This is a genomic window from Pseudoalteromonas spongiae UST010723-006 (assembly GCF_000238255.3).
Taxonomy (GTDB): domain Bacteria; phylum Pseudomonadota; class Gammaproteobacteria; order Enterobacterales; family Alteromonadaceae; genus Pseudoalteromonas; species Pseudoalteromonas spongiae.
This window is the reverse complement of record NZ_CP011039.1, coordinates 1,802,770-1,827,713: the sequence shown is the minus strand read 5'-3', so window position 1 is coordinate 1,827,713 and position 24,944 is coordinate 1,802,770. Positions and strand designations below refer to the sequence as shown.

Below are 24,944 nucleotides of genomic sequence, written 5' to 3'. Positions count from 1 at the left end.
GCGTGAAACGGGGTAAATATGTAATCGTGAATGTTTTTGTTTATTCGCACATTTTGGCAGGTTAGAATAGGTACGGTTGATTTTTAACGTTCTATTTTTGTGCTCGTTGAGCGTGTTTCTATCGCGGAGTTTGATGTTTCGCCGTGTAATTTACGTGAGCTTCAATAACTAAAGGCTGATACGCGTTTAAAGAATCAATCGCCTCCGAATTCATGATTAAAATTAATTGAGTATAAATTGTTCCGCAGCATTCTTATTTTTACAGTGTTATGTTTGTTCTCTTGCTCAGTATTGGCATCGCCAATTGTTTCGAGCATAACTGTAAAAACAGACAACGACGGGTTAAAACGCAACGTCGAGTTATATTTAAATGAACTCAAACAACAGTCATTTTCTCCAAGCATCATTAAAAAAGCCAAAACGCTTACGCAAAATGCGTTAAAACCGTTCGGTTATTACTTACCCACCATTGACGTTAAAGCACAAGATGACGGCGGGCAAGTACACCTCGTTGTTAATGTCGATGCAAAAACGGTGACACAGATTAGCCAGCTCGATATTCAGATTTTTGGTGACGCTGCAAAGCAAAAAGAAATTAACGAACAGATTGCAAAACTTAACTTGGCGGTTGGTCAGGCGCTTAATCATAGCGCGTATGAAAAAGCAAAAAGCCAGATCAGCTCAGTGCTTTTCGAATATGGCTATTTTGACACAAAGTGGTTAAAGCATGCCATTGAAGTACGCCGTGGTACTTACAGCGCGGTTATTCGATTACATGTGGATTCGGGAATTCGCTATAAATTTGGCCCTGTTGTACTAGATAAAGAAATAAAAGCGTACGAGTTGGTGCACCGTTTAAATCCAATGGTTGTTGGCAATCCATATGATAACAACACGGTAACTGATTTTAATATTCAACTGTCAAACATGCCTTACTTTAAAAGTGTGCGTGTATATCCCGATATTATTAATCGTGAAAATGGTGAGATCTCGGTTATCGTACAACTGCTGCATAAACCTGAGAACAGTTTCGAGGTCGGTGGTGGTGTAAGCACCGACGATAACGGTTTAAAGTTACGGTTTAAATGGACTAAACCATGGATCAGCGAAAATGGCCATTACCTTGAAACCAATATTGAAGCCAGTCAAGTAGACCCACAAGCACGTATTAGCTATACCATTCCGGTGAACGATCCGAATAATGATGTTTGGCGTTTTGGCGCGGGTTATATTTATGACGATAATAAACTATCTCGAAAAGCAACTGTGCAAGCACAACGACAATGGCTGACAGAGAGTAATTGGATCCGTACTGCGTTTTTAAAGTATGAAATCGAAAATTATGAAATAGACAGCACGCATTATCACAGCAATATGGTACTACCGGGCATTAGTTACGCAAGAAAACGTACGTTAGGTGGAACTACGCCATATTGGGGTGAGCAGTTGTTAATTTCTACCGAGTTTGCCAGTGAAAGCCTCGCATCCGATACAGACTTAGTAAAAGTGCAGCTATTAGGTCAACGTCTTACCACCTTTGCTGAGCGTCATATGTTATTTGGCCGCATTAATATAGGCGCCATAATCACCGACGATATTAATGATGTACCAATTTCGATGCGCTTTTTTGCTGGTGGTGATAAAAGCATTCGCGGTTATCGTTACGAGTCGGTGGCACCAAAAATTAATGATCAAGTTGTTGGTGGGCAGTACTTAGCGACTACCAGTGCCGAATATAACTATCGCTTTTTACCGAATTGGCGGGCCGCGTTATTTATTGACGCTGGTACTGCAACCAACGATTTCGAAGATAAAATTCAGGTAGGTACAGGCCTTGGTTTGCGATGGTTAACGCCAATTGGCCCGGTACGAATTGATTATGCCTTTGCTGTTACTGATGACACGCGTACAGGTCGCTTTAGTATTACCATAGGGCCAGAAATATGAGTGAAACGGTAACTAAAACCCCGCTTACGAAAACGGTTTTACGCGTGTTTCGTAATCTATTTTGGTCTTTGTTAGTACTGCTTATTGGATTAGTCGCGCTGGTATTCAGTGGTGTTGGTAATCAACTGATAGTCTATGGTGCAAACAAACTGGTGCCAAATCTTTCTATTTCCATGAAAGACGATCCTTTGTTACGCGGCGGTCAGTTTAGCGTTAATTATAAAAATGAACAGTTAGCGCTTACGTTAGTTAATGCGCAGCTTGATGTGCGTTTTTATAGTTGTGCGGCAATATGTGTGAAGCAGTTTAACGCGCAATCTGTTGCGGTTGAGTTAGCAGCAAGTAAAAATACCCAAGAGCCTGATACGCAATCGCCACTTGGCAAAATAGAGCTGCCAATGTCGCTAGCGGTAAAAACATTTTCAATAAAATCATTTCGTTTTACCCAAGGCGAGTTGGCGCTTGATGTCACTGAGTTTTTTACCCAACTTAATGCGCAAAAGAGTGAACTGACCGTTGAACGCTTAGCAGTAAATAAGATTAAGTTAGCGTTGCCTGCACAAAATAAAGAAACCAGTGCTACAAAAACAACATCGCCAATAACGATGCCAAAAATATCGCCACTGCATTTTGAAACCCCACTTGATTGGCAAATAAACGCGCTACGTGTATCGCAATTCGAACTAGCGCAAGCAGACGTATCGCAAGTGATCCGCAATGTATCGTTGCAGGCAAAGCAGCAAGCAAGTGATTTAAATGTTATTCACTTAAGCCTTGATTATCAGGACATCAGTGCGGCACTGAACGGCGCGTTGTCACTAGCAAACCATAACCCAATAAGCTTAACCGCAACCGTTGAACACCCAAAACACGCTATTAAGGCGAATCTTGAAGGTGATTTAAGTGCATTAACAATAAGCAGTGAATTAACGGGCTTATACAGTGCATCACTTAATGGCAGTGCATCGCTGCTGAATGAGCAATTACCGTTTGAACTGAACGTTTTATCAAAGCACTTAGAGCTAGTACAAGACGATAAAACAATCGCCGTAGATGACGCAAGCGTTAGTGCAAAAGGCGATTTGACCGCTTTTGACTATAGTTTGAACACAAAGCTAAGTGTTACAGATATGCCAAAGCTTGCGATTGATGGTGAGGGCAAAGGTAACTTCTCTGAACTCAATATTGAACGCTTGGGTATCGAAAGTGAAAAGAGTACATTAACACTCGCAGGTAAGGTCAATTGGCAACAAGGCGTTGATGCCTCTATTTCAGTATTATCTGAGAATATTAGCACTGAGGAATTTTTGCCTTCGGTTGCTTCTAATTTAGCGCTAAAAGGTGACTTGGCGGTACACGCAAATGGTAACAAGTGGCAACTCGATATTCCGGAATTTGCCGTTGCCGGTCAAATAAACAATGCGCCTATCGATGCGATTGTTGCGATGAAAGTTGATGATCGCCTAAAAGCGTCAATATCTAAGTTACAGATTACCAGTGACAAAAATCAATTAACGTTACACGGTGAAATAACAAAAGAGTGGGATATTTCAGGTAACCTGAATTTAGTAAACCCCGATACGCTTGACCCAAGGCTGTCAGGACACGGAAACGCTGAGTTTAAAATTACTGGCGAACTCGAAAAACCAAAAGCGCGCTGGCAAGCAAATTTAAAACAGTTGGCATTTGAAGAGTACCGAATTGATGCGCTAAGCAGTGAAGGCCATGTTGATGTTGCAAAAAATTATTTAAGTAAGATTGCATTTGATGCCAAAGGGATCTCACTTGATGATCAGCCAATTCATGCGGTTTCTGTTTCGATAGAGGGCGACTTAAAGCAACATCTGGCTAAGCTATCGTTAGAATCTGAAACAGTAAATGCAAAATCACAAATTAACGGTGGTTTAATCAACAACCAATATGCTGGTAGCGTAAATAAGCTGGCGCTTAAAAATCAAAAAATCAATTTAACCAATCAGCAAGCGATAGATTTCAGTTATCACGTAAACTCTGGGCAAGTTAATGTTAGCGAACATTGCTGGCAAGGCACTAATACAGCCTTTTGTTTAAAACCATTAACGGCATCGGCCGAGCAAGGTGAATTATCGTTAGCATTAAAGCACTTTGATCTTTCTGTATTAACGTTAGCGCTTCCTAAAACCATAGCGCCTGCAGGCCAATTAGTCGGCCATTTAGATGCACGCTGGCAACATGGCAAATTATTGAGTTTAAATAGTGAGATCAAATCCAGCGATGTTAATTTTGCAATCAACGAAAGCTTTATTAAAACGCAAGTGCCAATCGAACAGTTTTATTTGAACGCTAAGGCGGATCAAAAAAACGTAATGCTAGACGCAAACTTAGCATCGTCCGTGCTCGGCAACATTATTAGTGATATCGATATTACTGATGTGACCGGAAAACGTGCGTTAACCGGCAAAATACAATTACAAGCGCTCGATTTTAGTAATTTAACCGGCTTTAGCCAGCAAATTGATAAGCTCGACGGTGAACTTAATGCCGATGTTACTTTATCAGGTAGCGCGTTTTCGCCACAAGTAAACGGAAAACTAGCTTTGCAAGGGCTTGCGTTTCTCGCGCCATGGACGCCATTGAGCATTGAACAAGGCAATATGGCTATAAACTTTAATGATCACAGTGCTAATCTCAACGGCGAATTATTTGATAGCAATAAAGGCAGCTTAGCGCTTGATGGCCAAGCAAATTGGCAAGGCGAACCGAGTGTGAGTGCTAATATTAAAGGCAATGGTTTTAAAATCGCCCTTGAGCCGAATTTGTGGTTTGCAATATCACCAAATATTAATATGACCTATGAACAGCAATTCGCCAATGTCTCAGGGCAAGTCCGTGTCGTTGATGGCCGCATTAAAGTAAAAGAACTACCTGAAGGTGCTGTAAGTGTTTCCGATGATGAAGTTATTGTCGATGCTGCTAAACAAACAAAGAAACCGTTACCAATTCGCTACGGTATCGACCTTTCAGTTGTCATTGATGACAATGTGCGTATTGATTCGTTTGGTTTACGTTCAAAGTTAAAGGGCGATGTGCTATTTAAACAAGTAGGCGATACGCCGCTGATTGCAACGGGTGAAGTGGCGTTATTAGAAGGTTACTATCGCGGGTTAGGGCAGGAGCTACAAATCGAAAAAGGGCAAATCGCCTTTAATGGTGCGGTTGATAAACCGCTACTGAATGTAAGAGCTATTCGTAATCCTGACCTTACTGAAGACGGTGTTATTGCTGGCATAAAACTCACCGGTGGTGTTGAACAACCACGCCTTGAAGTATTTTCAGATCCCAAAATGGATCAAGCTATGGCGCTGTCTTATTTATTGTCAGGGCGTCCGCTTAGCGATTCTAATTCATCGAGTGATGGCATGTTAACCCAGCTTTTATTATCGCGCGGTCTTGCGCGTGGTGAGGGCAGTATTACAAAAATCGGTGAAGCAATCGGTATTGAAGATGTGTCGTTATCATCACGCGGCAGTGGTGAAGAAACCAAAGTAGAGATTTCAGGTTATGTCGCGCCCGGCATTCAAGTGCGATACAGTATTGGCATATTTGATTCGATGAGCGAAGTTGCAGTGCGTTATCAATTACTACCAAAACTGTATATTGAAGCGATTAGTGGCCTAAATGATTCGCTCGATATTTTATATAAATTTGATTGGGACTAATAATGATAAGAAAAACCCTAATATCGCTGGTTGTAGGCGCGTTGGCTGTTACCAGCACAGCAAGCCAAAGCAATGATAAGCCATTATCACCTGCCAAAGTGATAGCACAATCAAGCCAAAATGAATGGCGTGCGCTCGATTTAGAAAACACGTTAATACTATCGCTAAACACTGGCGATGTAGTAATTGAGCTAAACCCGTTGCTTGCTCCTAATCACGTTGCTAACTTTAAAAAGTTAGTACGAGAAGGGTTTTATAAAGACTTAAATATTTATCGTTTTGTAGAGGGCTTTGTTGCGCAAGGTGGTGATATTTCCGAAAAGAAACAGCCGAAAACAGCCAGCAAATCCATCACCGCGGAATTTGTAAAAACAACACAAAAGCCAATCGCGATTCAGCTAGTGGATGTACAAGATGGTTATGCTGATAAAACCGGCTTTTTAAATGGTTTTGCTGTGGCGCAAAATGCGGCGAGCACCCAAACATGGCAAACCCACTGTATTGGTAATTTTGCCATGGCAAGAGGCAACGAGCTTGATAGTGGTGGTACAGAATTTTACGTGATTTTGGGCAATCACCGTTATTTAGATTTAAATATCACATCGTTTGGGCGCGTTGTAACGGGTATTGAGCATATTCAACGACTAGATAGAAAACCAAAAACGACTATTGAAGATGTTAGCTTTAATCCAATTCGCAATTTTGTTGTGGCAGCAGATTTAAGCGATTCGCCAGCGCATAATATTGAAGTGATGAAAACCAACAGTGATAGTTTTAAGCAGTATATTGAATCACGACGCAATCGCCCGGAACCTTGGTTTCACCACCAAGCAAATTACATCGATGTCTGTGGCTTAAATGTGCCTAAGCGCGTAAAAACCACAGAAAAATAAAGATAGTTTAAGTAACTGCTTATTGGCGGTTACTTTTTAACTTAAATTGTGTTGTCGCAAAATCGGTAGAGCGATACGGGTTGATATCTAAACCACCACGACGTGTATAGCGTGCAAATACTTCAAGTTGCGTCATAGAAAACTTATTCTGAATATCGCAAAACAAGCGCTCGACACATTGTTCGTGAAATTCGTTATGATTTCTAAATGAAATAAGGTACTTGAGTAAACTCTCATGGCATATTTTTTTGCCGGTGTAGCGGATCACCACCGATGCCCAATCTGGCTGTGATGTGATCAAGCAGTTAGACTTTAATAAATGGCTATACAGTGTCTCAGTCACAATCTCATTGCTCGCATCAGCTTTGAGTAGCTCGGTATTGAGATCGTATTCACTTACTTCAATATCTAAGTCATCTAAACACGTGCCAGTAAACGGGGTTGGCATTAAGCAATCGAAATCGTCGGCATTGAAAAGTTTTACAACCACATCGCAATTTGCCGATTTAGATAAATCGCTGGTTAGAATTTGCTGAACCTGCGCCATAGAATCAAATTTAGTTTGGTTAAAGCTGTTTAAATACAGTTTAAATGACTTTGATTCAATAATATGGCTGCTGGTGGCTGGGAAAATGAACTCAGCAACTGCAACGACTGGCTTACCTTTTTGATTTAACCAAGAAAGCTCATAGCCTGTCCATGTATCTTCGCCTTTAAATGGCAATGCACTTTCATCGATATTTAAATCGTCGCGATTAAGTTTTCGTGCAATGGGAAACAGTAACGATGCATCGTAACTGTCTTTATATTCGGTTTGTTGTCCGAGTAATGCACCTTTTAATTCAGGCGCGTCTTGGTAATGTGACATAATCAGATTAAAATCGGTAAAATAATTAACTATTGTAACGAATAAATTGGGCAAAGGCAGTATGTCAATTAGCGAAAACTTACAACGCGTGTACACGGAAATTACGCAATTAGCACAGCAAAAAACAGGGCAGGCACCACGCGTGTTTCACGATAGCGATTGGCCAAGTCCATGTGAAATACCAAATAGTGTCGAAAATGATTCGGTTGCTTGGCAGCAAGTGGCGCAAAACGGCAATATGCAGGCGTTAGAAAAAGCCCTTGAAACACAATTTCCAGCGGCACTTCAGGCCTATTTTGGCAGCTTTTACAGCGATAATTTATTTGCCAGCTATCAAGAACATAATCTTTGTTTGTTGCAAGCTTGGAGCGAACAAGACTTTGATCGGTTGCAGCAAAATATAACCGGCCATGTGCTTATGAAGCGCCGATTAAAACAGGCTGATACGGTATTTTTTGCAACCTGTGAAGAAGATGATTTGCTACTTGTAATGAAATTAGAGGATGCAAGTATCTGGCTTGAATACCTTGGCAAAGAACCACATCATAAATTAGCAGACTCAATGGAAGCATTTTTAGCTGACTGCTCTGGTCTCTACTACGCACAATAACGTTTAATATCAAGGTGATTAACTATGTGGTCGTGCTTGCGAGCCAAAGCACCATCACCTACGTTGAAAAATTGCCGTGACAGCAACAGTCAAAATTTTCGCTCTGTTGCAGAATCGTTTTTGTCGAAGAAAAAGCGGTAATTAATGTAATTACTATCATAAGGCGCGCTTTGCGCCTTATTGCTTTATTGAAATTACTGAAAGTCCCATGAAATATTAGATACCAGCTCACAGGTATCACAGCGAAAATCGAACAAGCCAAACCATGGCTCCTCTAAGCGCCAATCACCGTCACATTTTGGGCATTTACGCGACAACTCTTGCTCTTTTGATAACCCGCCCACTCGGTATAAATAGTAATACACCGGTTTTTTCGTAAGGAAGCGAATGCGCTTTGATAAATCCATCCCGCGTCTAAAAAGGTCACTATCAATATCGGCTAATTCTTTAATTGCTGCAAATTCACAGCGTGTTGCACCATTGATTTGAATTTGGTCGCAGGCTTGCCAATCTTCTTGCCACTTTAGCAGGGCTTTAAAGTCACCATTGGCAACAGCAGGCACTTTATAGAGTGGTACGGGCATAAAGTCGTCACCACAGTATAGCGGGCTACAGGTATGCAAATAGGTAGTATATAAAATATAGCTCGATGGTGATGAGCAAGCGTCAGAGCCATTGGAATGAATATCTTGCCCAATTACTTTTACTTTTGGCTGTAATAAGCCAGCTTCATTGAGTTTCTCTAAGCTAAATTTTACAAATGGACTGTGATTTAATGGATGCAGTGCGTCTTCTTCTGGGCACATAACACGGGTAATAAAAAAGCCATCTTTTAGCGTTGTTGGAAATTCTTCCCCGATAATTTGGCCATTAAAGCGCAGTGCATTAACTAAACGCACTATGGCTTGTTCAGCCGCATCGAGTGTGGTGTCTTGATAGCAATCAAAGGTAAGGTCGACAATGTACATGGGATTATTTATTTTCTAGCAGGGATAACAATTTATCGAGCTTAGCTTCGATACGATCGAGTTGCGTTTGCGACGCACTTGAGGTTTGTTCTGGCTGTTGCACTTGCTTTAGTGTTTGACGTTCAAAATCGCTTGGGCTTTGTTTATAACGTGCAAGCACATCAATAATGATAGGCATTGGCACCGGTTGAGGTAAATTTGCTTTTACGAGTGCAACGTTGGGTTGCTTGTTGGCAGCTAACAGCTTACTGATAGTTGCGATGACGATATCTTGCATAAATGTGCCCTTTTAAAACCATTGGGCAATTTTACTGTAATCTAACGGAGCAGGCTATCGAGTTGATCGATAATTTCACACCAATCAGCGTCTTGCTCGATTGATTCTTTAATAAAGCTCGCTTGGCTTTGGCTCCAAAATGGCGCATCGGCAAGTATTAGGCTTGGTGAAATTTTATGGGTAGCGATAAATTTTTCAATCGCTTCATCTGTCGAATCGAGCCCAAGTTGTGAAAACAGATCATTCATTGCATGCGAACCTGATTCCATAATATTGCTCCTATGTTTGCTAAAGAAGGTTGTTTTAACGCTATAACTATAGAATAGCTCAAATAATGTGCTAACTTGAAGTGTGAACAATAATAATAAAGGAAGATATTATGGCCGCTGAAACATTAGCAACCCCAGCGTTAGATACCGAATTAAAAGCCAGCTATTTAACCGCAGAAGACTGCAAAATCGCAGCAAGTGTATTGTATCAAGCGTATCACGATGATGAGTTATTTCAGCAAATCTTGGGATACGATAAAGCAAATAAAGGTGCTTACGAGAAAAAACTCCGCTTATTAATACGTGAAGAGCTAGCTAGCTTTTGGCAAAGCCATCAGCATATTATCGGCGTATTTGCCGGTGACAATTTGCTCGCGGTTAGCTGTGTGCAAAAAGCCAATGATGCTTTAGCTGCGGACAGAGTATGGCACTGGCGCTTAAAATTAATGCTCAACACCGGAGTATTATCTACCAATCAGCTTATCGAAAAAGAAAAAGCAATCCACCAAGCCGTCGCAAGCTTCACTGATTGCTGCTTTATTAGCTTATTTGCAGTCGATCCTCATGTGCAACACCAAGGTATCGGCCGCTACTTATTAAGGGCAATTGATGACGTTGTTAAATCTGATGGGGCGCAAGCAAGTGCGGTGTTCATTACACGGGAACGTTTTCACGATTTATTTATAAGTGAAGGTTACCAAGGTGAAACTGAACTTACATTTACCAAAGTGTCTGGAAAACTGTTTGTTAAGCAAAAGGGCTAAGTCGCTTTCTGACAAATAGTGTGTAGGAAATATCTCACAATGATGTGAGTTTGTGATGCTTTAAGTGCTGTAAATAGCACTTATTTTCATTTAACTCTATGTAATACAAGAAAAATTATAATATGTATAAAAGATTAATAAATTTAGAATCAATTTACCTCATTACATTAGTCACAAATTCTCACTATTATTAACATCAACAAGGAAGCAAACATACAGGAAGTATGTTTTATGCCAAGGAATGGAATTTAGGCATAGATACAGGGCGTATCAAGGGAACAAAGGACAAGGATGCAGGGATGGCGGTGCACTAAATGAGTTAGTGTTTTGCAAAGATGCAAAAGGGATAAACGCAGGAGCGTTTAAAGGATGGTTTAGGAAAAACCAAAATACAGGGAAAGGCTAGGAGCAAAGAGGACACCTCAGGATGAGGGTAGGAATTGGGACAAGGATAGCCAGGGAAGCATGGATTGGTTTCCTTCAATGGATGAGAAATGGATGTGCGAAAGCATAAATGGTGATGGATAACCAAGGAAAAATGGATGTTTTTTCGAATTTGAGGCGCGGCATTATGTTGCGCCTTAGCTTTTTCTGACGTACTAAAAATTAGTTTATTTTATGTGGCGGCACATCAACACTAATTACTTTGTCATTTTCTAAATTAACGACGCCATTGTAACTGTCTTCGCCATTACTCGAAAACTCCCAAACAAAAGTTGATTTAAGCCCTGGTTTTCCATTTTTTAAAATACCGATACGTTTTTTGGTACACGCAATACTAAGAAACTGTACATTCAGTTTTTCGCTATGGCGATTGGCATATTCTCTTGCACTTTCAGCAGCTTGTCGGTCAAGCCAAAATAAGTAGATCAGTGTAGCAACCGCCAGAATAAGCCAAATTGACGCCATAACGTTACCTAATAATTATTGTTGAAATAGTTTTCCAATTGCACGCGAAAGGGCTTCGCTTCTATTTTGCATTCGGATCATTGCTAACATATGAGGGCGTAAACTTGGAATTGCAACAAGATCAGCAAAAATGCCACCAAAAACATCTTGGTCGTGCTCTGATGCAAGGTAATCCATAAGAGCGACAACATGATTTTCGAGCACATGCCAGCAGCGTCCTGTGAGCGTTAACACAGTATCAAGGTTAAGCAAGGTTGGTGTCGTTACTAATATTGCGACAGCACGTTCTAAAATACCAGTGGCAGAAGTATTCGACATCATGCGTAAGTAGTTAATGATATTTTCACTGTTTTGTTGTTTAACGGCGTTTTCAAACTGAACGTACAACGCTTCAGTTAAAGCAACCGAAATTGCACTGTGTTCAAGGGTTGCAGCCAATGAATTAACAACGGGCTGTGGTAACTGATCTAATGCTTTTATTAAGTTGTTTTGATTGGTATCTGTTAAGCGCATTGCAAAATCAGCGATGCCTTGCAAGCCAAGTTGCTGCCATTCATTAAAACCAAGCTTACCGCTAAAATAAAGTTCTACATGTTCATAGTAGGTTGATGCGCTTTGTTTTAGTTCTTTTTTAATAATGGCATTAAACGCCGCGAGTTTATTTGCGTTTGGTGTAAATACATACGGGTTATTATCGAGCTGGCTTTGCGCTTCATCATTACCCGTAAGTTGATTTCCAAGTGCCTCGAGTACCATAGATGCAAAATGATTGCGGCTTGCTTGAACCAGTTTACTTTGTTCGTCGAGCGGCATTTTCAAAAACCAAATGTAGGGCGTTTCTGTCTCGTGGCTATTCCAAAATTGAATCGCTAAAAACGCATGTTGTTGCAATGGAAATGGATAGGGGATTTGATTATTTTCTATTTGCGAAAATGTTTGCTTATCAATTTTTTGAATGCGGCGACCCATGTCAAAAACGCGCCATGTTGTGCCTGCATTATCAAGAAGTTCGCCAAGGCTTGAGATAGTGTGTTGCATTAATAATAATCCATTCGAGCATTTTGCTCATTATACAATGAAAAGCAGCGAAGTTTTGATAAAATACGTGAATAGCTAAGTAATATAACACCGATATGATCATTCAACTGCTCGACGAATTAAGTGACACGTTAAAAGTACATCAACTGTGGTCAAACACACCACCAAATACTGCAGCATTCGCATCTACTGCGCCATTTTGTTATGACACAATGCGGTTTGAACAATGGTTACAATTTGTATTTATTATCAAAATGAAGCAACTCGTTGCCGCAAATCAACCGTTGCCAAAAGGTGCCAATATCACGCCGATGGCAGAGCAAATGTTAGGCGATTATCCAAAAGTGATTGATGTGATTAAAAAATTAGATAAGGCGCTTAATTAATGTTTGGTGAATTACCGATTTTATATCGTGATGAACACTTTATTGCGATTGATAAACCGTCGGGTTTATTAGTGCATCGCTCTTTTTTAGATAAACGTGAAACTCATTTTGCGATGCAGATGCTACGCGACCAAATTGATCAACATGTGTTTCCGCTTCATCGGTTAGACAGGCCTACTTCTGGTGTGTTGTTATTTGGTTTAAGTAGTGATGTAGCGCGTACCGCAAGTTCACTCTTTTCAGAGCATAAGATCAGCAAGCGGTACTTAGCCCTAACACGTGGGTTTGCGCCAGAGTCGTTACATGTGGATCATGCACTCAAATATAAACACGATAAGATTGCCGATAAGTTTGCCGATAAAGAAAAACCAGCGCAAGAAGCACAAACTGACTTTAAGTGTTTACACCAAGCTGTGATCAATAAACCACTTGGTAAGTTTCCAACGGTGCGTTATTCACTGGTAGAGTGTTTACCAAAAACTGGCCGTAAGCACCAAATTAGGCGCCATTTAAACCATATTAATCATCCTATTTTGAATGATGCAAATTATGGTGATAACAAGCAGAATCATTTTTTCCAGCAAGAGTTTGGTTTAAATCGCTTGATGCTATTTGCTAAAGAACTCACTTTTGAGCATCCCTTTAGTAAGCAGACAATTCATATTGAGGCCTCGATAGGCGAGCCGGAGCTTGAACTATTTAAGCGCTTAGGCTGGCCAGGTGAAGAAAAAGATTATCGGTTGCTAAAATAACACCTGATTGCCTAAACTGATTTTGGTGCCAGCGTTATTAATTTGGGAGTAAGTTAACTACCTCATCTGCGAGGTTAAAGATGTGGGGCATTACACATTAATGAAGTTGGATTAGGGCACTAACACTAGGAGAGAAAATGGCAAATATTAGGTGTTTTATTGGTACCGTTTACGGGGGGGCAGAAGCCCTTGCCGAACAACTAGAGTCAATTGCACAGTCAAAAGGTCATGGATTTGAACTCTATAACCCAGGCAGTATCGCTGACTTTGTTTCAAGTGATGTGATTTTGGTAGTTACATCAACAACTGGGCAGGGGGATATTCCTTTTGAGCTTGAATCTTTGTATTTGGCCCTTAAATCGGAGTTTCCGTTAATTTCTAATAAGCCATTTGCTGTGATTGCAATGGGAGACAGTAGTTATGGCGAAACTTACTGTGGTGCTGGCAGAAAATTTAGAGAGTTACTCATTGAGTTGCAAGGAAATGAAGTGATAGATCTGTTAAAGGTCGATGCGAGCGAACACTTTGATCCTTTGCCGGTGGCGGCACCTTGGTTTAACTCACTGCTTGAAACATTAGATAAGTAATTGTTAGTGAGAGATTGAAAAAAAGCGGCATATTTGCCGCTTTTTTTATTCTTTATCTTCAAAGGCTGCTTTTTCTTCAGCAAGCTCTTCTTTTAGCTTTCTAATTTTAAGCCCTAACTCTTGGCCACGATAGCGAGCGTAGTATGTACAACCAATAAACATACAACTGGCAAAAAGCAGCTCAAGCAAAACAAAAATCATCTCATTTTGCGTCACCCATAAGGAGGTAAAGCCATGCAAAAAATAGATAATGACAATAAAGTTAGCCCAAGCATACGTGTAAGGTTTATCTTGAATAATACCTTTTAGTGGTAGTAATAAAGGCACAATGTAAAGGCCAATAACGAACCCTGTGCTGTAACCTTCACGTGGTGATAACCAGAGTAACCAGGTTGGCATTAAAATTAATAACCCAATGTAACCGAATAGCGCAATTTTTTGATAGCGCTTTGTAATTGCTTGTTTCTCTATTTTACTCATTGTAATTGCTTAATTAGTTTAGCGAGTCGATTGCCAACACTTTGGCAAATGGCGATTTCGTCCTGACTTAAATTACTTGAATTTGTAAGCCCAGATACATGGCTTGCACCGTACGGGGTGCCACCAGTTTGTGTGGCTGATAACGCTGGTACATCGTAGGGTACGCCGCATAACAGCATGCCGTGATGCAACAGAGGCAATGCCATTGACAGTAATGTTGATTCATTACCGCCATGTTGACTGCTTGATGACGTAAATACAGCAGCGGGCTTATCAATCAATTGACCGGCTAACCATAAATCACTAGTAGTTTCCCAAAACTGTTTTGCTGGTGAGGCCATCATGCCAAACCGTGTTGGACTACCAAAGGCAAGGCCCGCACAATTTTTTAAATCGTCAATGGTCACAACTAGGTCGTCAGAATCATCGCTGAAACAGCGAATTTTTACGTCGATGCCGGCGTGTTGTGCTGCGTCGCTGATCTCGTACGCCATATTTTTTACTGAATCGGTACGAGAATGATACAGCACTAATAAATAAGACATTAGATAATTGCAAGCACGCTTTCAGGTGGACGGCCAATTGCTGCTTTGCCATTATTGATAACGATTGGGCGCTCAATTAATTTAGGGTTAGCAACCATTGCATCAATTAATGCGTCTTCGCTTGTTTCATCTTTTAGATTAAGCTCTTTGTAAATTGTTTCTTTAGTGCGCATTAATTGACGCGCAGAATCAAAATTTAATAGGGATAAAAGTTGTTTAATATCCTGCGCGCTTGGAACGTCTTTTAAATATTCAACAATCTCAGGAGAAACGGCATTTTCTTCAAGCAATGCAAGGGTTTCACGTGATTTTGAACAGCGAGGATTGTGAAAAATTTTAACAGTCATAGGATTCTCAAATCTATTTTTTGCGTGATTGTAATGTGCTTACAGATGAAATTAAAGTTTCGCGAGCTCTTTTTGCATTAGGCGATATTCTTTTAATCGCGCTTTTAAGCGTTGCTGCTTAATGTCATCTTCCGTATCCACATGATTCAATGCTTTTTGTACTTCGTTTGAAGCTTGAGCATAGGCGCCATAATCAGTGTAAATGCTGGCTCTTAATTCATGGTAAGACGCTTTGTCATCTTGCTCTTTATATGTTTGTGCTAGCAGTTCTTTACCTAATACATGTCCTGGTTTTTCGAGCAAAAAGTACTTAAGTAATTGGTGTGCCAAATCGAGTTTGCCTGCTGTTATAGCCGCATTGGCATAATTGAGCGTGACCACCTGATTATTAGGTTGGCGTTGGTACTCTTTTTTTAGCATGGCGAGTGCTTCGTCGTATTTTTTCTGACCGAGCAATAAATCGGTTTTTGAATCAAGAATAAATAAGCTGCCCGGTACTTTTTTCTCTAAATCAGTGAGCAGGTCGTTTGCCTCATCATATTTCTCTTGGTCTATCAGTGTTAAGGCAAGGCCATACTCTGCTGCTGTGGTAAGTGCAAAACGATTAATGCGTAAATGTTTACGAAATTCTTGTTCTGCTTTCGCGCTTTCTTGCCCGTAGCGTGCAATTACGCGTGCTTTTGCTAACGAGAAATCTAACGACGAATCGATAAAGCGTTCAGGGTATTGCAGTGCGCGCATACGCACATCTGAAACACGAGAATCGGGTAATGGGTGAGTCAGTAAGAATGCCGGTGGTTTGGGCATATGACGCATTTGATCGGCAAGTTTTGCTAAAAATTCGCTTGATTCTCTGGGATCAAATCCGGCGCTATTTAGTGTTTGCATGCCAATGCGGTCAGCTTCTTGTTCTGCACCTCGGCTGTGCGTTAACTGACTTAGTTGCGCTTGTGTTTGGCTTGCAGCCAAAATAGCCATACCTGCGTCGGGGGCAATCATGGTTGTTAAAATGCCGGCTATCATCCCTGCGATGGTGAGTCCTTGATTGTCTTTGGCTTGTTGTAAACGCCTTGCTAAGTGACGTTGTGTTACGTGAGCGATTTCGTGTCCAAGTACTGACGCCAGCTGGCTTTCGTTATCGGCGTTCATAATTAGGCCCGTATGCACGCCAACATGACCGCCGTAAAAGGCAAACGCATTTATATCTGTGCTATTAATCCAGAAAAACTCAAACGGGAAGCGAATGTCATCAGCATGAGCAACAAGACGATTGCCAATATTGGTAAGGTATTCATCAAGTGCGGGGTCTTGCATTACACGTGAGGTGCCACGCACTTGCATCATCATAATATCGCCAATGGCGCGTTCTTTTTCGATAGATAATACTTGTACTGCAGAGGTGCCGAGATCGGGTAACTTAAAATTACTTTGAGCCACAACAGGAAGCGATAGTGCGAAACAAAAGCACGTTAGCTTTTTTAAAAGGCTGGGTTTTGGCATGTTATTCCTTTTTTTGTAGCATTTCATTTGCCATTAAATGAGCGAGTGCAAGTTCATCCTCACAAGCGTCGGCTGTGCGTTCTGCTTTTTGGTAGTATTCTTTAATCGACACACCCGATACTTTTATAACGTTTAGTTCGCTCTTTAAAAATTCAATGGTTTTATGCACTATTTTATGTGAATGCAAAATTAACGCTTTGTCTGCTTCATCACCGCGTTGAAAATAAAACTGGATGTACTTATGGAGCTGATTAATTCGCAGCACATTGCGCATTGCATGGGGATCCCATACTTTAAATTCCATCAATTTATTTTCTTTTACGTATTGGTCGATTTCTTTGTCTTTGGCATAAGGAAAGGCAAAAAGTTCAAAACCACGTTCCGTAAATACTTGGTAAAGGGCAAGTCTTGGTGGGTTATCGCATTTAATTTCACCGTTTTCGAGTTCTTCGCCACCAAGGAGTGCTAAGTTCCAGTTGCGTTTATCGGTAATACGCTTAATCGCGTTATCAAAGCCATGACTAAATACACCTTCAGCTTCACCTACAGAAGCTGCCACCAAATGATAAAAAGGCGGTAGTTCACCCCAATTTAACTGTTTTTTAAACCAGTTAATGTCTTTTAACGTGGGGTTTTTCGGTAGTTCGTTTTTTTTATTTTGTTTTGTCATAAACAGAAAGCTAATATGATCAAATTCGGCTTGTATACTGTGAATTTAGCATAATCATCAAAAACATGCTTGCGCTTTGTAAATTACTGAGCGGTAACTGCTTTATCAAGCTGTTTCATGGTGCGTTTTGTGATAACGTTAATTGCGTAAAAGACATGTTTTTTATTCTGTATGAAAGATTTAACAGGGCTGAAATGTCCTCAATTATTTGTTCAATTTAAATATCTATTAAAACAAAACAATACGGCCAATTATGTGGTGTTTAAGTTTGCTCAAGATGCACAGCTTAACGATGTATTTCGCTATCTTGACAACCAACAGCGAACCTATACATGGCAATCTAATGTATTAACTGTAACTAACCCCATTGAGGAAGCGAATTAGTGTTACATATTTTTAAACAATGGTACTCGCGCAAGTTTTCAGATCCAAATTCAATTACATTATTAATGCTGACGCTGGGTTTAGCTGCGGCATTTTATTTTTTTGGTACGTATATTATTCCGGTTATGGTGGCTTTAGTTATCGCATATCTATTAGATTGGCCGGTACAAAAACTAATGCATACGGGCGTGTCTCGCGTTATTTCTAGCACTTTGGTGATGTTGATATTCAGTGGTGTAGTTGTATCTATTGTGGTTGGTATTATACCGGTGTTATGGCACCAATTATCAAATTTTGTGCAAGATTTGCCTTCCATGTTAGAGCAGGGAAAAGGGTATTTAATGACGCTTCCGAGTAATTATCCTGAATTGGTTAACCCTGAGCAAGTTAAATCGATATTGTCGTCTGTGGAAGGGCATGCAGTGACGATTGGTCAAACGGTGCTATCTACGTCACTTAATTCATTAAAAGATGTGGTGGCTTGGTTAGTTTATTTGATTCTTGTGCCTCTTTTAGTGTTTTTTATGCTGAAAGATAAACATTTGCTACTCGCGGGTTTTGAAAAGTTTATTCCAAAAGAGAGAAAACTAATAAGTCAGGTTTGGCAGGAAATGAACCAGCAAATTATGAACTATATACGTGGCAAAATTTTTGAAATTTTAATTGTTGGTTCAACCACGTTTATTACTTTTACAATATTAGACTTACGCTATGCGGCGTTACTTGGCACGTTAGTTGGTTTCTCGGTGCTTATTCCGTTTGTAGGTGCGGCGCTGGTAACAATCCCTGTAGCGCTTGTGGCGTTATTTCAATTTGGTGTGGGCAGTGAGTTTTGGTATGTGATCATTGCTTATGGTGTTATTCAGGCGTTAGATGGAAACTTATTGGTGCCACTGCTGTTTTCAGAAGCGGTAGACTTACACCCAGTTTATATCATTGTTGCGGTATTGTTTTTTGGCGGCTTGTGGGGTTTTTGGGGCGTTTTCTTTGCAATACCGTTAGCGTCGCTCGTGAGAGCGTTACTAAATGCGTGGTCAATGTCGAATCAACACGAGACAGTCAAAGCTTAAAGGCAAAAAAATAGCGCAGATTACTGCGCTATTTTTTTATGTGTTTTGCAACTTATACTTTAGGTTGCGCGTCAATCGATTGGCCATTTACACCAATTGAATCATCCGACATTAAGTACAGGTATGTTGGCATTAAATCGGCTGGTGTTTTTAACTTGTCTTTATCTTCACCAGGGAACGCAATTGCACGCATTGCTGTGCGTGTTGCACCTGGGTTGATGCAGTTGATACGAATATTCGTTTTGCTAACTTCCTTAGACCACGTTTGCATCATGCCTTCTGTGGCAAACTTCGAAATTGCGTAAGCACCCCAGAATTCTCTTCCTTCGCGGCCAACGCCACTTGATGTAAATATTATTGATGCGTTATCAGACTTTCTTAACAGTGGAAAAAGCGACTTAGTTAACACAGCTTGTGCGGTAACGTTCACTTTCATAATGTTTTCGAATGTTGATACGCAGAAATGCTCCAGTGGGCCTAATGAACCAATAATAGAAGCGTTATTTAATAGTCCGTCAAGGCGGCCAAATTCATTTTCAATTGTGGCTGCTAAGTCACGATAGTGTTGTTTCGTTGCGCCTTTCATGTCGAGCGGTACAATTGCAGGTTGGGGCGCACCTAATGCGATAATCTCATCGTATACGGCTTCAAGTTTTGCAACTGTTTTACCTAATAAAATTACCGTTGCGCCGTGTTTTGCAAATTCAATTGCGGCAACTTTACCGATGCCATCACCGGCACCTGTTACGAGAATGACTTTGTTGTTAAGCGCGTCATTACTTGCTTGATAATCATGCATATTAGTTTAGGTGTTCAAAATTTTTCGCCATCATACCATAGTCAAGTAAAATAGTTTTGTGATTTATTTAAATTTAGGTGGAGAAATTGCTTTGTTTAAGTTAACTTTAACTGGTCTAATGTCTTAATAATAACCACCGACAAATTAATTTTTGATGTTTAATATCAAATACACACAATAAAAAAGATCGGGTTTGGAGCAATAAAATGAAAAAAGTGCTACTCACAATGGCGATTGCTACAGCGTTATACGGCTGTGGTGAAAGCTTAGAAGATGTTAAAAATGAGTCAGAAATAGTTGTGCCTAAGGTCACAGCTTCCGTCGCATTTGATCCCTCAAACGGTGTGATATCAGTACCAAATGATTTACTGTTTTTAGGTACTACTGATGGTACGCTCAACATGCCAGGCGAAGTCGCTGAAGAAGTTAATTATGCTGACCCTCAAACGGCGTTAGGCGCTCTTGATGGTTGGTCAACACAGTCACCATATCAAATTGCATTAGATGTACCTGCAACTTTGATTCTAGACGCTAGTACCGTAAATGCAGATTCAGTGCGTTTGTTTGAAGTTGTAATGGGTGCAAGTATTACTGACGCTGAATGTGCACAGATCCAAGCTGGTCTTGCCTGTAAATATTTAAAAGAGTTGACGTTTGGTGTTGACTTTATTGCGCAAGCAAACGGCAATAACATTGCAATTGTTCCACTTAAGCCGTTAAATCAGGGGTCAGCTTACATTAATGTAGTTACTAACTCTTTGCGCGATACTCGAGGCGAGTCATTTGAGCCTTCAGAAACTTACGGTTTAGTTAAACTCGACATTAATTCATTACCATTGGTAACTGACGAGCAAAAAGCGCTTCAAGCGGTTATTAACAGTTACGAGAACGTGGTAGTGCAATCGGGCTCGTTAACCAAAGACGATATTATTTATACTGGCGCAATGAGCATTCAATCAGCTGGTTCAGTTATGAGTATGGTTAAAAATGTGTATGCGATGAGTGCAGCTACACAACAAAATATGCCACAACTTATGATGGGCCCATCTACTGGTATGACTGTAGGTGATGTATTATTTCGCTCTCAAGGCGCACAGCCGCCTTCGCCCGTTTTTGATCAAATCAAGTACGAGCGTGGTTCTGTAGTATTACCTCACTACCTTAAAACACCTGAAGGACAAGACGATAGTGCTTTAAATAGCACTTACTGGAAAGGTCTATGTGACGGCGCGGCGACGATTGCAGGTTATGTTGCTCAGGGCGGTTCTGTTCCAGCGGAGCCAATAAATGAGAAAGATGCACTGTGCTTTAATGCAACCGGTGGTTTACTGCGTGATTTGGGGCTAGATGAACAGCGTCACCTCACTAAATACAACCCGCTACCAATGCCACATAGCTATGCGAATGTGCCAGTCCAAGTTACTACGCCTGCTGATGACCTAACTATTTTAAATGCGGTAAGGGCGCAACTTGGTATGCCGGCGATTGCAATGCCAGCAACAGGGTGGCCAGTTGTAATGCTGCAACACGGTATCACAAGTACAAAAGAGAGCATGTTAGCTATAACAGCAGCACTTACATTACAAGGGTTCGTTACAGTTGCCATCGACCATCCGATTCATGGTGAACGCGGAATTGACGTTGACGGTGATGGTAATTTCGATTTCATTGCATCTGGCGATGATGGCAACGTGCTTCATTACATGAATTTATCATCAAGTTTAGTGGCGCGTGATAATTTACGTCAATCAATGGCTGACTTACTCGGTTTACGCTTATCATTAGCGGCGACAAACCTACAAGGCATAAACCCGACAGACGTAAGCTTTGTTGGTCACTCTCTTGGTGCTGTGGTTGCGCCAGGTTTCTTAGCTGCTGCAAATGAGTCAGTTGCTCCTTTAGTAGGCCCAGAAACAGCAGCTCTTATTGACCCGCTATTCAAGGTAAACACAGCGGCACTTGCAAGTGGTGGCGGTGGTTTAGCTGGCTTTTTACTTGAATCAAACGCTTTTGGTAACGTAATAAAAGGTTCAGTATTAGCTTCAGCAGGAACTGCTGAGTCAGCTGAGTTTATTGCGTTTATGCAATCTGAAGAAGGTATGCAAGTATGCGCAGAGTTTGCTGGGTCGCAAAGCGAATATGCGGGTTGCGCATTTGTTGCATATACAACTATGCTTGCTCAGGCTGAGGAGACTGAAAAGTTAGCCAATATTTCAGGCACGATTAGTCAATTTGCATTTGCTATTCAAACAGCTGTCGATGCGGCTGATTCTAACTCGTTAGCTAGTAAGGTGGCTTCTCAAGGCACAGCTATCTACCAGAATGTAGTAGTTGGTGACGGGATGGGTAACCCGGCTGATACTGTAATCCCACCTTACTCAACTGTAAGTCCAGTATCGGGTACTGTTCCATCGGGTTTATTTATGGGGCTGACACCTGTCGCAACTTCACAGGTATCTGAAGTACCGGCGAGCTATTTAGTTAAATTTACCAAAGGCCACCATGGTTCGGTTTTAACACCTGCACCAGCATACGGCGTAGCACCTTCGGATGCTGCAGCTGCTAATGCTGAAATGCAAAGCCAGATTGCGTCGTTCTTAGCGAGCAGAGGCTTAATGCTACAAGTTACAAATACAGCTGTTGTAACTGAATAATATTAAACACAATATCAAGCCGCACTCGTTAGTGCGGCTTTTTTTTTGCCTCGATTTTAATTAGAGTACGCAAAAAATTAATTACGGAGTTTAAGTTTGGAATTTTTATACGAATATGGATTATTTCTCGCAAAAACAGTCACATTTGTAGTTGCGTTTGCCATTATTGTTGTGTTGATTGTGGGGGCCTCAAGTAAACCTAAAGCAAGTAAAGGTGAATTAGCGATTGAAAGCTTAAGCGAAAAGTTAGACCAACAAAAGAAAGCGCTATTAAGCGTAACGCTTGATAAAAATGCCTTTAAAGATTTTGAGAAGAGCGAAAAAAAAGCATCTAAAGACATTGCTAACGAAAACCTAAATAAAGTATTTGTACTGTCTTTTAAGGGCGGCGTTGATGCGAAGGAAGTCGAGTCACTGCGAAATGAAGTGACGGCGATTATTCAGGTCGCAAAGCCAAGCGATAAAGTGGTCCTTAAGCTTGAAAGCGGTGGTGGCGTAGTGCATGGTTATGGGCTGGCAGCATCGCAATTAGCACGCCTTAAACAGGCAAAGCTTGAACTTATTGTTAGTGTAGACAAAATTGCAGCAAGTGGTGGTTATATGATGGCCTGCGTATCAGATAAATTTGTTTGTGCCCCGTTTGCTATGGTTGGCAGCATAGGTGTTATTGCGCAGTTACCAAATTTCAACAAATTGCTAAAGAAAAATCACGTAGAGTTCGAGCAAATCACTGCCGGTGAGTTTAAACGCACGTTAACAATGTTCGGTGAAAATAATGACATTGGCCGTGAAAAGTTTAAGCAAGAGCTAGAGCAAATTCATGAATTGTTTCGCGAACATGTCCAATCTGCTAGGCCACACCTAAATGTAGAAAAAGTGGCGACAGGTGAAACTTGGTTTGGTACAGATGCACACAAGTTAGGATTAGTTGATGAGATCCAGACAAGTGACGATTTATTGCTAGCGTTAAATGAGCAATTCGAGTTGCTTGAGATAACCTATAAAACCAAAAAAGGCTTATCAGATAAACTCGGGTTAGGCGTGACAGGAATTATTGATAATGTGATTGCCAAATTATTATCAAAAAGCAAAGAGCTTTATCATTAATAATTAACCTCTTGCGACAAAAAAAGCCGCTAAAATTAGCGGCTTTTTAATAAACACTCAGCGTTAGCGTATATTTTCAAATTCTTTACCGGCATTGGTATCGTTAAATACCGCATCATCAAATTCGCCTTCAGACTTAGCAACAACACACGTAACCATACAATCTCCTGTTACGTTAACAGCGGTGCGAGTCATATCTAACAGGCGATCTACACCTATAATAATGGCTATACCTTCAACAGGTAAGCCCACTTGATTAAGAACCATCGCAAGCATAATCAATCCAACACCTGGAACGCCCGCTGTGCCAACAGAGGCAAGTGTTGCAGTTAGGATAACCATTAAGTAATCGGTAAAGCCTAAATCAACAGTAAATACCTGTGCGATGAATACAGTGGCAACACCTTGCATAATTGCGGTGCCGTCCATGTTAATGGTTGCACCTAATGGTACCGTGAAAGAAGCAACTTTGTTATCGGCACCTAGTTTTTTAGTGGCTGTTTCTAGTGTTACTGGCATGGTTGCGCTTGAGTTTGAAGTACTAAACGCAAAAATAGACAACTCTTTTACTTTATTTAGGAATATTTGTGGGTTTAACCCTGTAAATGTTTTAAATAGCATTGGGTATACAATTAGTGCATGAATAAATAGCGCAAGTAAAACAGTACCGAAGTAAAAGATAAGCTTAACGATTAAGTCGCCTTCAATATAGCTAAATAGCTTCGCCATTAAAAAGAACACACCGTAAGGTGCAATATTCATTAAAATAGTGACTAGTTTTAAAATAATTGTATTTAGATCTTCAAACACTGCCGTCAAACGTTTGCCCGCGTCACCGCTAAGTGCCATTGCAATACCAAATAACAGTGCAAACACAATAACTTGTAGCATATTTCCGCTAGACATTGCGTTAATCGGGTTGGTTGGGAACATGTTTATAATAACATCAACAAGTGTCGGCGCTTGCTTCGCATCAAACGTAGATGAACTTGGCATATTAATGCCTTCACCGGGGTTTATTACAAGTGCTAGAGTCATTGCAATGGTAATCGCAATGGCAGTTGTAAGAAGGTACAAGCCAATTGATTTGCCACCTAAGCGACCTAATTTTTTAGGGTCGCTTAAGCTACACGTGCCACACACAAGCGAGATAAATACTAAAGGTACGACTAACATCTTTAAACTATTAACGAATATTTGACCGCCAATATGAAAAATACCGTCAACAAAAAAGCCTTTAAACGAAAACGTAAACTCACCCGCAGTTAGAGTGAAATCACCTGATTCGCCCATTAGCGCTTTGAACAAAAAGCCGGTGATAATACCTAAAACCATACCGATGAGGATCTTGCCTGTTAACCCCAAACCTTTAGGTTGTGAAATAGTGGATGTCATAATTTAGTATGTATATTTATTGTGATT

The 24,944-nt window shown here is 40.7% G+C and carries 24 protein-coding genes; 11 read left to right on the top strand and 13 right to left on the bottom strand.

All coding sequences use genetic code 11. From position 1 onward, the window contains the following. Positions 1–237: 237 nt before the first annotated feature. The 3 genes from PSPO_RS08565 to PSPO_RS08555 are packed head-to-tail and all read left to right on the top strand — an operon-like array spanning position 238 to position 6,538. The gene (locus PSPO_RS08565) at positions 238–1,947 is read left to right on the top strand and encodes an autotransporter assembly complex protein TamA (protein WP_040642774.1); all 1,710 of its coding nucleotides are present in this window, start codon (positions 238–240) and stop codon (positions 1,945–1,947) included. Continuing rightward, a complete protein-coding gene (gene tamB / locus PSPO_RS08560; RefSeq protein WP_010559850.1) occupies positions 1,944–5,645 on the top strand; it encodes an autotransporter assembly complex protein TamB in 3,702 nt (1,233 codons plus the stop codon). Before PSPO_RS08565 ends, tamB begins: the two co-directional genes overlap by 4 nt. 2 nt (positions 5,646–5,647) lie before the next feature. Beyond that, entirely contained in the window at positions 5,648–6,538 is an 891-nt protein-coding gene (locus tag PSPO_RS08555) for a peptidylprolyl isomerase (protein ID WP_010559851.1), read from the top strand. A 19-nt stretch (positions 6,539–6,557) separates the two neighbouring features. Here the strand turns inward: PSPO_RS08555 and queF are convergent, their stop codons facing one another. Next, on the bottom strand, positions 6,558–7,406 hold the full coding sequence (gene queF, locus PSPO_RS08550; RefSeq protein WP_010559852.1) for an NADPH-dependent 7-cyano-7-deazaguanine reductase QueF: 849 nt from the start codon (positions 7,404–7,406) through the stop codon (positions 6,558–6,560). Between the two features lie 61 nt (positions 7,407–7,467). On the opposite strand from queF, the gene syd reads away from it, so the two are divergent. After that, the gene (syd, locus tag PSPO_RS08545) at positions 7,468–8,016 is read left to right on the top strand and encodes a SecY-interacting protein (RefSeq protein ID WP_010559853.1); all 549 of its coding nucleotides are present in this window, start codon (positions 7,468–7,470) and stop codon (positions 8,014–8,016) included. A 194-nt stretch (positions 8,017–8,210) separates the two neighbouring features. On the opposite strand, the gene PSPO_RS08540 is transcribed toward syd, so the two are convergent. From PSPO_RS08540 to PSPO_RS08530, 3 genes are read right to left on the bottom strand one after another with little or no spacing between them, the layout of a single operon-like run. Next, a complete protein-coding gene (locus PSPO_RS08540; RefSeq protein ID WP_010559854.1) occupies positions 8,211–8,984 on the bottom strand; it encodes a Zn-ribbon-containing protein in 774 nt (257 codons plus the stop codon). 4 nt (positions 8,985–8,988) lie between these two features. Continuing rightward, on the bottom strand, positions 8,989–9,261 hold the full coding sequence (locus PSPO_RS08535; protein ID WP_010559855.1) for a hypothetical protein: 273 nt from the start codon (positions 9,259–9,261) through the stop codon (positions 8,989–8,991). A gap of 41 nt (positions 9,262–9,302) precedes the next feature. Next, positions 9,303–9,530, bottom strand: coding sequence for a DUF2789 domain-containing protein (locus tag PSPO_RS08530; RefSeq protein ID WP_010559856.1), 228 nt, complete (start codon positions 9,528–9,530; stop codon positions 9,303–9,305). A gap of 110 nt (positions 9,531–9,640) precedes the next feature. Here PSPO_RS08530 and PSPO_RS08525 point away from each other — a divergent pair, with 110 nt between their 5' ends. Then, positions 9,641–10,294 (top strand): GNAT family N-acetyltransferase, encoded by a 654-nt coding sequence (locus PSPO_RS08525; protein WP_010559857.1) that lies wholly within the window; start codon positions 9,641–9,643, stop codon positions 10,292–10,294. 606 nt (positions 10,295–10,900) lie between these two features. Here the strand turns inward: PSPO_RS08525 and PSPO_RS08520 are convergent. After that, entirely contained in the window at positions 10,901–11,203 is a 303-nt protein-coding gene (locus tag PSPO_RS08520) for a DUF3301 domain-containing protein (protein ID WP_010559858.1), read from the bottom strand. Between the two features lie 15 nt (positions 11,204–11,218). Then, positions 11,219–12,241, bottom strand: coding sequence for a DUF3549 family protein (locus PSPO_RS08515; RefSeq protein ID WP_010559859.1), 1,023 nt, complete (start codon positions 12,239–12,241; stop codon positions 11,219–11,221). A 95-nt stretch (positions 12,242–12,336) separates the two neighbouring features. On the opposite strand from PSPO_RS08515, the gene PSPO_RS08510 reads away from it, so the two are divergent. The 3 genes from PSPO_RS08510 (at position 12,337) to PSPO_RS08500 (ending at position 13,966) form a co-directional block, all read left to right on the top strand. Continuing rightward, positions 12,337–12,627: a YqcC family protein gene (locus PSPO_RS08510; protein WP_010559860.1), complete on the top strand. Its 291-nt coding sequence runs from the start codon at positions 12,337–12,339 to the stop codon at positions 12,625–12,627. After that, the gene (gene truC / locus PSPO_RS08505) at positions 12,627–13,379 is read left to right on the top strand and encodes a tRNA pseudouridine(65) synthase TruC (RefSeq protein WP_010559861.1); all 753 of its coding nucleotides are present in this window, start codon (positions 12,627–12,629) and stop codon (positions 13,377–13,379) included. The genes PSPO_RS08510 and truC overlap by 1 nt, the downstream gene beginning before the upstream one ends. A 137-nt stretch (positions 13,380–13,516) precedes the next feature. Next, positions 13,517–13,966 (top strand): flavodoxin domain-containing protein, encoded by a 450-nt coding sequence (locus tag PSPO_RS08500; protein ID WP_010559862.1) that lies wholly within the window; start codon positions 13,517–13,519, stop codon positions 13,964–13,966. Positions 13,967–14,011: 45 nt separating this feature from the next. Here PSPO_RS08500 and PSPO_RS08495 read toward each other — a convergent pair whose 3' ends face one another. The 5 genes from PSPO_RS08495 to PSPO_RS08475 are packed head-to-tail and all read right to left on the bottom strand — an operon-like array spanning position 14,012 to position 17,508. Continuing rightward, positions 14,012–14,446, bottom strand: coding sequence for a DUF2069 domain-containing protein (locus PSPO_RS08495; protein ID WP_010559863.1), 435 nt, complete (start codon positions 14,444–14,446; stop codon positions 14,012–14,014). After that, complete coding sequence (locus PSPO_RS08490) at positions 14,443–14,991, bottom strand: NAD(P)H-dependent oxidoreductase (RefSeq protein ID WP_010559864.1); 549 nt, start codon at positions 14,989–14,991, stop codon at positions 14,443–14,445. The genes PSPO_RS08495 and PSPO_RS08490 overlap by 4 nt, the downstream gene beginning before the upstream one ends. After that, entirely contained in the window at positions 14,991–15,338 is a 348-nt protein-coding gene (gene arsC / locus PSPO_RS08485) for an arsenate reductase (glutaredoxin) (RefSeq protein ID WP_010559865.1), read from the bottom strand. Before arsC ends, PSPO_RS08490 begins: the two co-directional genes overlap by 1 nt. Positions 15,339–15,389: 51 nt before the next feature. Continuing rightward, positions 15,390–16,838: a beta-barrel assembly-enhancing protease gene (bepA, locus tag PSPO_RS08480; protein WP_010559866.1), complete on the bottom strand. Its 1,449-nt coding sequence runs from the start codon at positions 16,836–16,838 to the stop codon at positions 15,390–15,392. Between the two features lies 1 nt (position 16,839). Then, positions 16,840–17,508 carry a hypothetical protein gene (locus tag PSPO_RS08475; RefSeq protein ID WP_010559867.1) on the bottom strand — a complete coding sequence of 223 codons (669 nt, stop codon included), beginning with the start codon at positions 17,506–17,508 and terminating at the stop codon, positions 16,840–16,842. A gap of 383 nt (positions 17,509–17,891) precedes the next feature. Between PSPO_RS08475 and PSPO_RS08465 the strand changes: the two genes are divergently transcribed. Then, complete coding sequence (locus tag PSPO_RS08465; RefSeq protein WP_010559869.1) at positions 17,892–18,962, top strand: AI-2E family transporter; 1,071 nt, start codon at positions 17,892–17,894, stop codon at positions 18,960–18,962. Positions 18,963–19,014: 52 nt separating this feature from the next. Here PSPO_RS08465 and PSPO_RS08460 read toward each other — a convergent pair whose 3' ends face one another. After that, complete coding sequence (locus tag PSPO_RS08460; RefSeq protein WP_010559870.1) at positions 19,015–19,761, bottom strand: YciK family oxidoreductase; 747 nt, start codon at positions 19,759–19,761, stop codon at positions 19,015–19,017. Positions 19,762–19,967: 206 nt separating this feature from the next. Here PSPO_RS08460 and PSPO_RS08455 point away from each other — a divergent pair, with 206 nt between their 5' ends. Continuing rightward, entirely contained in the window at positions 19,968–22,415 is a 2,448-nt protein-coding gene (locus PSPO_RS08455) for a VolA/Pla-1 family phospholipase (protein WP_010559871.1), read from the top strand. A 96-nt stretch (positions 22,416–22,511) separates the two neighbouring features. Continuing rightward, complete coding sequence (gene sohB, locus PSPO_RS08450; RefSeq protein WP_010559872.1) at positions 22,512–23,522, top strand: protease SohB; 1,011 nt, start codon at positions 22,512–22,514, stop codon at positions 23,520–23,522. A gap of 63 nt (positions 23,523–23,585) precedes the next feature. Here the strand turns inward: sohB and PSPO_RS08445 are convergent, their stop codons facing one another. Next, the gene (locus PSPO_RS08445) at positions 23,586–24,917 is read right to left on the bottom strand and encodes a dicarboxylate/amino acid:cation symporter (RefSeq protein ID WP_420848512.1); all 1,332 of its coding nucleotides are present in this window, start codon (positions 24,915–24,917) and stop codon (positions 23,586–23,588) included. Positions 24,918–24,944: the final 27 nt, after the last annotated feature.

What these genes read in the sequence shown, in the direction of transcription:
- tamB (WP_010559850.1), top strand. Translation starts at nt 1,944, where the DNA reads ATGAGTGAAACGGTAACTAAAACCCCGCTTACGAAAACGGTTTTACGC.
- PSPO_RS08555 (WP_010559851.1), top strand. Translation starts at nt 5,648, where the DNA reads ATGATAAGAAAAACCCTAATATCGCTGGTTGTAGGCGCGTTGGCTGTT.
- queF (WP_010559852.1), bottom strand. Translation starts at nt 7,406, where the DNA reads ATGTCACATTACCAAGACGCGCCTGAATTAAAAGGTGCATTACTCGGA.
- syd (WP_010559853.1), top strand. Translation starts at nt 7,468, where the DNA reads ATGTCAATTAGCGAAAACTTACAACGCGTGTACACGGAAATTACGCAA.
- PSPO_RS08540 (WP_010559854.1), bottom strand. Translation starts at nt 8,984, where the DNA reads ATGTACATTGTCGACCTTACCTTTGATTGCTATCAAGACACCACACTC.
- PSPO_RS08535 (WP_010559855.1), bottom strand. Translation starts at nt 9,261, where the DNA reads ATGCAAGATATCGTCATCGCAACTATCAGTAAGCTGTTAGCTGCCAAC.
- PSPO_RS08530 (WP_010559856.1), bottom strand. Translation starts at nt 9,530, where the DNA reads ATGGAATCAGGTTCGCATGCAATGAATGATCTGTTTTCACAACTTGGG.
- PSPO_RS08525 (WP_010559857.1), top strand. Translation starts at nt 9,641, where the DNA reads ATGGCCGCTGAAACATTAGCAACCCCAGCGTTAGATACCGAATTAAAA.
- PSPO_RS08520 (WP_010559858.1), bottom strand. Translation starts at nt 11,203, where the DNA reads ATGGCGTCAATTTGGCTTATTCTGGCGGTTGCTACACTGATCTACTTA.
- PSPO_RS08515 (WP_010559859.1), bottom strand. Translation starts at nt 12,241, where the DNA reads ATGCAACACACTATCTCAAGCCTTGGCGAACTTCTTGATAATGCAGGC.
- PSPO_RS08510 (WP_010559860.1), top strand. Translation starts at nt 12,337, where the DNA reads ATGATCATTCAACTGCTCGACGAATTAAGTGACACGTTAAAAGTACAT.
- truC (WP_010559861.1), top strand. Translation starts at nt 12,627, where the DNA reads ATGTTTGGTGAATTACCGATTTTATATCGTGATGAACACTTTATTGCG.
- PSPO_RS08500 (WP_010559862.1), top strand. Translation starts at nt 13,517, where the DNA reads ATGGCAAATATTAGGTGTTTTATTGGTACCGTTTACGGGGGGGCAGAA.
- PSPO_RS08495 (WP_010559863.1), bottom strand. Translation starts at nt 14,446, where the DNA reads ATGAGTAAAATAGAGAAACAAGCAATTACAAAGCGCTATCAAAAAATT.
- PSPO_RS08490 (WP_010559864.1), bottom strand. Translation starts at nt 14,991, where the DNA reads ATGTCTTATTTATTAGTGCTGTATCATTCTCGTACCGATTCAGTAAAA.
- arsC (WP_010559865.1), bottom strand. Translation starts at nt 15,338, where the DNA reads ATGACTGTTAAAATTTTTCACAATCCTCGCTGTTCAAAATCACGTGAA.
- bepA (WP_010559866.1), bottom strand. Translation starts at nt 16,838, where the DNA reads ATGCCAAAACCCAGCCTTTTAAAAAAGCTAACGTGCTTTTGTTTCGCA.
- PSPO_RS08475 (WP_010559867.1), bottom strand. Translation starts at nt 17,508, where the DNA reads ATGACAAAACAAAATAAAAAAAACGAACTACCGAAAAACCCCACGTTA.
- PSPO_RS08460 (WP_010559870.1), bottom strand. Translation starts at nt 19,761, where the DNA reads ATGCATGATTATCAAGCAAGTAATGACGCGCTTAACAACAAAGTCATT.
- PSPO_RS08455 (WP_010559871.1), top strand. Translation starts at nt 19,968, where the DNA reads ATGAAAAAAGTGCTACTCACAATGGCGATTGCTACAGCGTTATACGGC.
- PSPO_RS08445 (WP_420848512.1), bottom strand. Translation starts at nt 24,917, where the DNA reads ATGACATCCACTATTTCACAACCTAAAGGTTTGGGGTTAACAGGCAAG.